This is a genomic window from Flavobacterium sp. TC780 (assembly GCF_056783245.1).
Genome location: NZ_JBXBAV010000124.1, coordinates 1 through 8,097, shown reverse-complemented (window position 1 = coordinate 8,097; position 8,097 = coordinate 1). Strand labels below are relative to the sequence as shown.

Sequence of the window (8,097 nt, the reverse complement as noted above, 5' to 3'; positions counted from 1 at the left end):
AAGGTTAATACATGCTCCTGTTGTTAGGGAGGCAGCACCTACCTTCTCGATTGAAGCATCCAAAAAGTCATTGGCATTTAAAAATGTATGATACTCTAATCCCGGAGGGAAATCTTTAGATGCTTTTTTTAAGATGTCTTCACAAGCAATAATAGGTTCTCTGGCATTTAGACCCGAAATTTGACTTATTGCTCCTCCGAAGAATTTTCCTTGAGTAATTAATGAAGTCGTATAATCTAAAGCACCAAATTCAATATCGGCTACATCTTTAAACGCAATAAGCTACCTTGTTTACCGCTTCGCAAAATAATATTTTCAAAGGCATCAGGGCTTTCTAATCTTCCTGTAAATTTTAGAGCATATTGAACTGATTCTTTACTATTTTCTCCAATTTTACCTGGAGCCGCTTCGATATTTTGTTCTTTTAATGCTGTAATAATATCATCGGGAACTAAGCCTTGGCTTGCCATTGCATCGGGTTTTAACCAAATACGCATTGAATATTCCTGACTTGTATATATTTCAGTTCCTCCTACACCTTCGACACGTTTCATCTCTGGCATAATATTTATTCTCAAATAATTATCGAGGTATTTTTCATCAAACTTTCCGTCTTTACTATATAACAAGAAACTAAAGGCGGTACTACTTAACTGTTTGCTTGTTGTAATCCCAGATTTAATAACCTCATTGGGCAATAAACTTGTAGCTTTCGTAACTCTATTCTGAACATTTACTGCAGCCATATCAGGGTTAGTTCCCTGCTTAAAGAATATTGTTATTGATGCATTACCATTGCTACTTGCAGTAGAAGTCATATAACTTCATCTCTCAACTCCATTTATCTGTTCTTCTAGAGGAACTATCACACTTTTCATGACCACATCGGCACTTGCTCCTTGATACGAAGCTGTTTCTACAACAACTGTAGGCGGAGCAATTTCAGGATATTGAGAGATAGGCAATGAAGCCAATCCTAATAATCCCAGAATTACTATTATTATCGATATTACGGTGGATAATACCGGATTTTCTATAAATTTTCTAAACATGATTTATTATTTTTTAGCTAATGAAGCTATCGGTGCTATTTTTACTCCATCTCTTAAATTCCCTATTCCATCAATAACTATTGCATCACCAGATTTTACACCTTCTGTTACTACATATTCTTTTTCAGTTGCTGTATTTCTTATTTTTATTTCGGTATTATGCACTACTTTTTTTGCATCTACAGTAAAAACAAAAAAGCGTCCTTGCAATTCAAATACTGCTTTTTTAGGGACTAGAATTGCATCTTTCTAATTGTGTTGGAATAACAATCATAGCACTTGCTCCACTCCAAAGTTTAGCATCTGGATTTGGAAAAACTGCTTTAAAATTAGCAGCGCCAGTACTTGCATTTAATACGCCGCTTAAAGTTTGAATTTTTCCTTTTAGCGGATACGTTTCTCCATCAGCAGTTACTAAAGAAACGCTTGGCATATTCTTAAATTTATCCTTTAATTGATTTCCTGAATATTGACTCAAAAAAGAATTTAATTGTTGTTGACTTAATGAGAAATAAGCAAAAACATTTTTGGTATTAGCAACTGTAGTTATAGGATCTGGTGCCGAACTACTTACCAAACTTCCTATCTTATATGGTAGGCTTCCTACCACCCCATTTATTGGACTCACTATATTGGTGAAAGCAAGTTTTGATTTAGCCGCTGATAGATCTGCATTTGCCTGACTTAATTCGGCCCTTTTTACTCTTTCTATATTCTTGGCAGATGTTAATTCGTAGTTGTTTATAATCTTTTTTTCTGCCAATGCTGCTGTCCTTTTGGTTTGTATAACTGCTGTTTCTAAACTAGCTTCAGCTGCTAGGACTGCCGCCTTTTTGTTGTTTACTTCTTGTAAATAACTGTTGGCATCTATTTTAAATAAAGATTGTCCTTTGGTTACAACCAAGCCTTCTTCTACATAAACCTGCTCAAATATCCGTCAATTTTAGAGCGTATTTCAACTGTTTGTTCCCCTTCTAATGTTGTTGGAAATTCAACAGAAACATTTGCTTCTTGAGTATTTAATGTGAGCGTTGGATATGCTGTCGGACTTTCTATTTGTTCTGTACTTTTTGTATTACATGAAACTATCGAAAGAGTTCCTATAAACAGAATTGCTATTATTTTTTTCATTATATCTCTTATTTTCTTTTATAAATCATTAAAGGTGAACCTGCTTCTCCCCACATTAAGGTTTGTACATATTTTATCAACTGGCTTGTAGCCAATACTAGAATTTCTTCGGGTATAGCAGTATTTGCTTTTAAAACCACTTTCTGTCCGATAAAAGCCGAAAATTCAATCTTTCTTATTCTTTCCATCCATAAAAGGCTTTCATGATTTCCTGTTGTTGAATACACTACTATAGATGCATAAGGAGTCAACAATGAACTAATTAATGCATAAGCCCAAAGCGGTACTATGGCATCATTAGAACAACAGATAACCACATCTTTATCTGCAAATTGATTCCAATCTATGTTTGCCATTTCTAATCGAAATGTTTTTTCATGTAATAAAAAATCTTCTATAAGAAATGGTACGATATCAAATACTAAAAAATCATTACCATTAGGTTTATAAAAACGTAAATCAAGAGTTTGTATCCCCGAAGCGTCTATTTTATTTATTATTTCCATATTTTTAATTATTAAGAAATTGAGTTATTATTGAATTTATTTTTTTGTGTTTTGCTAATTTTTGGACATAGGTATCCCCCGCCCAACTTGAATGATTTTCAAGCTTGTTGAGCACGCTGTAAAAAATACTTTATTACTTAATTAAAGTTTTTTGAGATTTTTAAAATCTATAGTTGAGGATATATACTAATTGTAAATTTCATTAGTACGTTCCAGTACGGAACGATGTATACAGGAAAGTCAATCATATCATATGAAGTAATGGGAAACTCTTGTAATTCTAATATCATAATCTATAATTTTACGTTTTTTAATTCTGTAACTTACAATATTGATTGAGTTTAGGTGAAATAATATCTTCCAATCAGCTTTGATAAGTTATGCAAAATTAATATTTTTGCATAATAAAACAACTAAATACTTGTTTTATTAATTTATGACTACAAATAAGATTTTAATGTTGCTCAAAATGCGAGGTCCACTTACGGCTCTCGAGATTGCTCATGAGCTTAAGATAACGAAGGAAGGTGTTAGACAACAACTACTTAAACTTGTTGAAGATGATTTTATTTCTCCTCAGGAAGAATCTAAAGGTGTTGGTAGACCTCAAAAAACATTTAGCCTTACTACAGATGGAAATTCGAAGTTTCCTGATACACATGCAGAGTTAACGCTAAAACTCATAAACATTATTAGTGCAATGGGCGAAAATACCATGCAAACTGTTATAGATGTTTATGAAGAAACAGGGAAAAAGAAGTATCATGAAGAAATTGATACTATCGATAACCTTGAACAAAAATTACAAAAACTTGTCGAAATAAGAACAAGAGAAGGTTATATGGCCGAATACTCCAAAAATGATGATGGCTATCTCTTGGTCGAAAATCATTGTCCAATTTGTGCTGCAGCTACAATTTGTCAAGGTTTTTGCTCTTCAGAATTAAATACTTTTAGATCTGTATTAGGTAAAGATATTATAATTAATCGCGTTAGCCATATCATTGGAGGTGACAGAAGATGTGCTTATCAGATTACTCCTAATTAGCGGTTTTTAGTATTGAGTCACAGTGTCATCCGGAGTAGAAGGACAGTTTGCAGTCTCAGTTTACAGTAACATTTGCTATTGACACACTCAATAAACTAATTAAAAAAAGTTTAAATTCTCTGTAGTTAACCTCAATTTCACTTCTTACTTCTCATATTTCACATCTCGCATAAAAAAAAATCACTCTAATTGATTTAGGAGATATAAATAAGGAGGAAAAGAATGATGCATCATTATATCCTTTGTATTGCTTGGAAATTTCTCATAATAAATAGTATCATTAGGATTTGGATATAGAACAATCGTATTTCCTGTTCTCACATAATTATTACTATTATAAAATGGAGGTGGTACAAATTCAGGCAAGAATTTATTGACTCTTTTCGCCATTTCTTTTCCTAATAATTTATGGTATGTCTTAACGGTTTTACGTGATGGATCTGTTAGTTTTCCATAAACCATATTTAAAAACATTCTCTTAAAAAAAGTCTGATTTTTAATAGTTTCTTCTACCAATGCAATTGGACTTACTATTGGCAAATCTTCTGGCGTTTCAACCGAAAAAGGCGTTTGAGGCACCCAATCTGCGGCGCTTACTACATTAAATGCCCAACCATTTTGCGTTTTACGCTCATAATCATATGCAAAATATAAATTCCCTGGTTTTGGAGCAGCACTACAATACGTTTTAAAACGAATATCGGCAGGTAGTTTGCCTTTGCTTTGTAAACTATAAAAATGAGCCGTAAGTAAATAGCTTATACCTCCACCTTGGCTATGTCCCATTATTATGAAATTCTTAATTCCTGAATTATAACAAGAATCAATTTTTGGAAGCATTTCCTTAGATATAAAAGCAGAACTTAGCAGATACCCTGTATGAACGGCGCCGTCTATTATTAGTTGATAATTCATACTCAAATGTCTCTGAATTAGAAATTTTCATTTCTCCTTTAGCTGGAGTCATAGCTGCATAAAGATTAGCAAGCCAGCTTTCTCCTTTTTCGAGTAGTTCCTCTTGTGCATAATACAGCTGTGTTTCCATCTTTAAGCCATAATTCCCAAAGATTGTCTAGTCCTATTGGCTTACTTCTATATATTAATTTAGAGTGTTCTGGCTGAGGAATCTGTTTTGCTTTTTCAAGAGATTCTGTCGATTGAGTAGCCAAATATATTAATTCTCTATATTCAGCTTTATCAAAACCTGGCTTTAAATCTTGCGAAAAACCATCTGAAAGATTAAACAGTAAGAAGCATATTAGGACTAATAATTTTAGAAATTTCATAGAGTAAACATTGATTGATTATTAATAATATTATTTTACCTAAATAGTGATTTAAAGTAGCTTACATACAACAATATAAACTTTCACTTTAAAATCAAAAAGTAATAACTATTAAGCATTTAATTTGTAAACTTATCTTACAATAAATATAATCAATTATTTAAGTACTACGACATAATTTTTAATCGCATAATCATTCTCAATAAACTAAATTGTACATTAAATTATTATGCTAATTAATTCAAAAAATTATATAATCTGTAGGAGAATAAAAGTACTCCTATCACAACAAAAAACCACCAATACTTTTTTATAGAGGCATAATTTTCATTGTCTGAATTTCTTATTGCTAATCCCATGACAACACTTACTAAAGGCAAAATAAACCTTATTATTTGTTCTATTTCCATTTTTAACTCTAACTAATTTCTTAATTGCTAATATATGTATTTTATTTTTTTTACTTTTGGTAAATACACATTAATAACATGTCAAACCTATACCAAAGCCAAAGAATAATCATTCGTGAATTTTTAGTTGATGAGCAACAAACATTTTTAAACTTATTTAAAGATCCTGAGGTTACTCAATATTTACCTCAAGTTTCTCCAGAAAGATATATTGAAATGTTTAACGAATTGCTTGAAAATTATAAAACAGGAAACCTAAGCCGATGGGCTATTTTCGACGCTACAAATAATAATTTTATAGGAATGTGTGTTGCTCGCATTTTTGTAGATAACAATAGCCAAATAGAAATTGGATATGTGCTTAGCAAGCCATATTGGGGAAAAGGTATTGCAACAGAAGTATGCAAAGCGCTTACTCAATATTCTTTTTCAAATACAGATACAAACGAAGTCGCCGCTATAACAGATCTTGACAATAGCGGGTCTCAAAATGTATTACAAAAAGCAGGATTTAAGCGATTAAGCAACTTAACTATAAATGAGGAAGAATTAGCCTATTTTGTAACAAATAGAGCTCAATTTAAAGAGTAATACTGTGCTAAATATTAATCTTCCTCAGCAGGAATCATTAATTTACCCCAATCATTTAGCATCCATAAAATGGTAACTAGTTTTTTGCCTAATTCTGTGAGCGAATACTCTACCCTTGGTGGAAGCTCATTAAATGACTCTTTGGTCAGAATACCGTCTTGTTCCATTTCTTTTAACTGTTGATTCAAAACTCTTCTGTCGACTTTTGCAATTCCACGTAAAAACTCGCTTGGGCGTTTTTTACCTTCATTGATTTGCCAAACAATAGGAACTTTCCATTTCCCACTAATAGAATTAACAGCTACTTCTAGTGGGCAAATTTTATTTTCTGAGCTTCTTTCCTTTGTTTTCATAATAGTGACTTTTTTATCCCTATGTGCTAAAATTATGCGCTATTGCAGATAAAGATAATGTTTTGAATCTTTGCAAAATTAATAAAATAATAAATATCTATTTTAACAAAGCCAATGTTTATGCTAACTAATCGATACTTTATTAGAGAATATATAAATTATTATGACAGAAATAAAACGTAAAGGTTCGCGCTCAACTAAGGACATACCCGTCGATATTTTGGATAAACTTAATAAAGGAGAAATTGAAACTGCTAATTTGGTAGAATGGTTAGCTATTGATCAAAAATTGTTACTTAAAAACGTTCTTCAGCAAACCAATCGTTCTAAGTATTTAGAACCAATTATTACGAATATTGAGGCACTAAAAAAACAAACTGTCAATACTATAAATGAAACTATTGGAACTAGTCTTTTTAGCTTAGCTAAACTCGAAAATGATAGTGACTTTTTTACAATAATTTTAACTCATAAATCTGACTTAGTTAGATGCTGGGCAACTTATACAATTGGAAAAAATACGGAACTATCAATTAGTGAAATGTTAGATCAAATTGAGCCTTTTTGCTGCTGATAAACATTTTGGTGTTAGAGAAATTTGCTGGCTAGCTGTAAGACCTTCTATAGCAAAAAATTTAAGCGAAAGCTTAACCATTTTATCGGAATGGACAAAACACTCTGACGAGAATATAAGACGGTTTGCAAGTGAAGCTACCAGACCAAGAGGAGTTTGGTGTGAGCATCTTGAAATATTGAAACAAAATCCTGAATTGGGCTTAATTATTTTAGAACCTCTAAAATCAGATAACGCAAAATACGTACAAGATAGTGTTGGGAACTGGCTAAATGACGCCAGCAAAACTCAACCAGATTTTGTCATTGAAATTTGTAAAAAATGGAAAGAAATTAGCCCTACAAAACAAACAATATATATAGTTAAAAAGGCACTTCGAACTATCGAAAAATAATTATTTATCTGCGTTTTTTATTCATTAGAATGTCTAAAATTAAATTAACAATAAATAAAAAATACATACATTAACCTTAAAACTAACTAATGTATAAACAATGCGAGACGTTATCAAGAAATTAAGATTTAAGGACTACGGAACTGTTCTTAATGCTCCAAAAGAAATAAAAGAGGATTTTATAGTACTTGGTATGAAAACTGCTTTTGGCAAAGAAATAAAAAGTATAAACACATTAATTTTCATAAATAATAATGAGGAGTTTTTGAATTTTCTCAAACATGATTTAGAAAATATCGAATCTGACAGTGTTTTATGGTTTGCGTATCCAAAAGGGACTTCAAAAATTAAAACCGATATAAACAGGGACACAATTCGTGCAACTGCAGAAGAATTTGGATTAAAAACCGTAACTGCCATTTCTATAGATGAAACTTGGAGTGCATTACGTTTTAGGCCTATTGATAGAGTCGGAAAATAAACTTGTATGTCATAATATAATAATAAGGTTTAGATAAGTTTAAAATGCGTACCCCTAAGCTATTGGGATACGCAAATTTGTAGTTGTTGTTTTTTTCTTGTTCAAGTTGAAAATATGGAGCCAAAAGATCTTCAAAATTATACAATCCAATTTCTTTATTTTCGATATTTTCGGCTACAAAAACAACACCTGTTCCAAATGCTTCTCTCGAAATCGATTAGGTGCTGCCTCCCTAACAACAGGAGCATGTATTAACCTTAGCAATACGTAA

General features: G+C 31.7%; 10 protein-coding genes and 2 pseudogenes. 4 read left to right on the top strand and 8 right to left on the bottom strand.

From position 1 onward, the window contains the following. From AC1RYN_RS13725 to AC1RYN_RS13705, 5 genes and pseudogenes are all read right to left on the bottom strand, one after another. Positions 1 to 1,052, bottom strand: a pseudogene (locus tag AC1RYN_RS13725) (efflux RND transporter permease subunit); the annotation flags it as partial. A gap of 6 nt (positions 1,053 to 1,058) precedes the next feature. After that, the gene (locus AC1RYN_RS13720; RefSeq protein WP_481807413.1) at positions 1,059 to 1,262 is read right to left on the bottom strand and encodes a permuted SH3 domain-containing protein; all 204 of its coding nucleotides are present in this window, start codon (positions 1,260 to 1,262) and stop codon (positions 1,059 to 1,061) included. 16 nt (positions 1,263 to 1,278) lie between these two features. Beyond that, positions 1,279 to 1,956, bottom strand: coding sequence for an efflux RND transporter periplasmic adaptor subunit (locus tag AC1RYN_RS13715; RefSeq protein ID WP_481807412.1), 678 nt, complete (start codon positions 1,954 to 1,956; stop codon positions 1,279 to 1,281). 8 nt (positions 1,957 to 1,964) lie between these two features. Then, the gene (locus AC1RYN_RS13710) at positions 1,965 to 2,183 is read right to left on the bottom strand and encodes a hypothetical protein (RefSeq protein WP_481807411.1); all 219 of its coding nucleotides are present in this window, start codon (positions 2,181 to 2,183) and stop codon (positions 1,965 to 1,967) included. 8 nt (positions 2,184 to 2,191) lie between these two features. Beyond that, positions 2,192 to 2,689 (bottom strand): DUF2480 family protein, encoded by a 498-nt coding sequence (locus tag AC1RYN_RS13705; protein WP_481807410.1) that lies wholly within the window; start codon positions 2,687 to 2,689, stop codon positions 2,192 to 2,194. A gap of 436 nt (positions 2,690 to 3,125) precedes the next feature. On the opposite strand from AC1RYN_RS13705, the gene AC1RYN_RS13700 reads away from it, so the two are divergent. Next, positions 3,126 to 3,737 (top strand): helix-turn-helix transcriptional regulator, encoded by a 612-nt coding sequence (locus tag AC1RYN_RS13700; protein WP_481807409.1) that lies wholly within the window; start codon positions 3,126 to 3,128, stop codon positions 3,735 to 3,737. 180 nt (positions 3,738 to 3,917) lie between these two features. On the opposite strand, the gene AC1RYN_RS13695 is transcribed toward AC1RYN_RS13700, so the two are convergent. Then, a complete protein-coding gene (locus tag AC1RYN_RS13695) occupies positions 3,918 to 4,652 on the bottom strand; it encodes a lipase family protein (protein WP_481807408.1) in 735 nt (244 codons plus the stop codon). Positions 4,653 to 4,717: 65 nt separating this feature from the next. Continuing rightward, positions 4,718 to 5,023 (bottom strand): hypothetical protein, encoded by a 306-nt coding sequence (locus AC1RYN_RS13690; protein WP_481807407.1) that lies wholly within the window; start codon positions 5,021 to 5,023, stop codon positions 4,718 to 4,720. Between the two features lie 488 nt (positions 5,024 to 5,511). On the opposite strand from AC1RYN_RS13690, the gene AC1RYN_RS13685 reads away from it, so the two are divergent. Continuing rightward, positions 5,512 to 6,024 carry a GNAT family N-acetyltransferase gene (locus AC1RYN_RS13685; RefSeq protein ID WP_481807406.1) on the top strand — a complete coding sequence of 171 codons (513 nt, stop codon included), beginning with the start codon at positions 5,512 to 5,514 and terminating at the stop codon, positions 6,022 to 6,024. 14 nt (positions 6,025 to 6,038) lie between these two features. Here the strand turns inward: AC1RYN_RS13685 and AC1RYN_RS13680 are convergent, their stop codons facing one another. Continuing rightward, the gene (locus tag AC1RYN_RS13680) at positions 6,039 to 6,377 is read right to left on the bottom strand and encodes a winged helix-turn-helix transcriptional regulator (RefSeq protein ID WP_481807405.1); all 339 of its coding nucleotides are present in this window, start codon (positions 6,375 to 6,377) and stop codon (positions 6,039 to 6,041) included. Positions 6,378 to 6,540: 163 nt separating this feature from the next. Between AC1RYN_RS13680 and AC1RYN_RS13675 the strand changes: the two are divergent. Both AC1RYN_RS13675 and AC1RYN_RS13670 read left to right on the top strand, forming a co-directional pair. Next, a pseudogene (locus tag AC1RYN_RS13675) lies at positions 6,541 to 7,345 on the top strand (DNA alkylation repair protein). Positions 7,346 to 7,445: 100 nt separating this feature from the next. Next, entirely contained in the window at positions 7,446 to 7,826 is a 381-nt protein-coding gene (locus tag AC1RYN_RS13670) for a hypothetical protein (protein ID WP_481807404.1), read from the top strand. Positions 7,827 to 8,097: the final 271 nt, after the last annotated feature.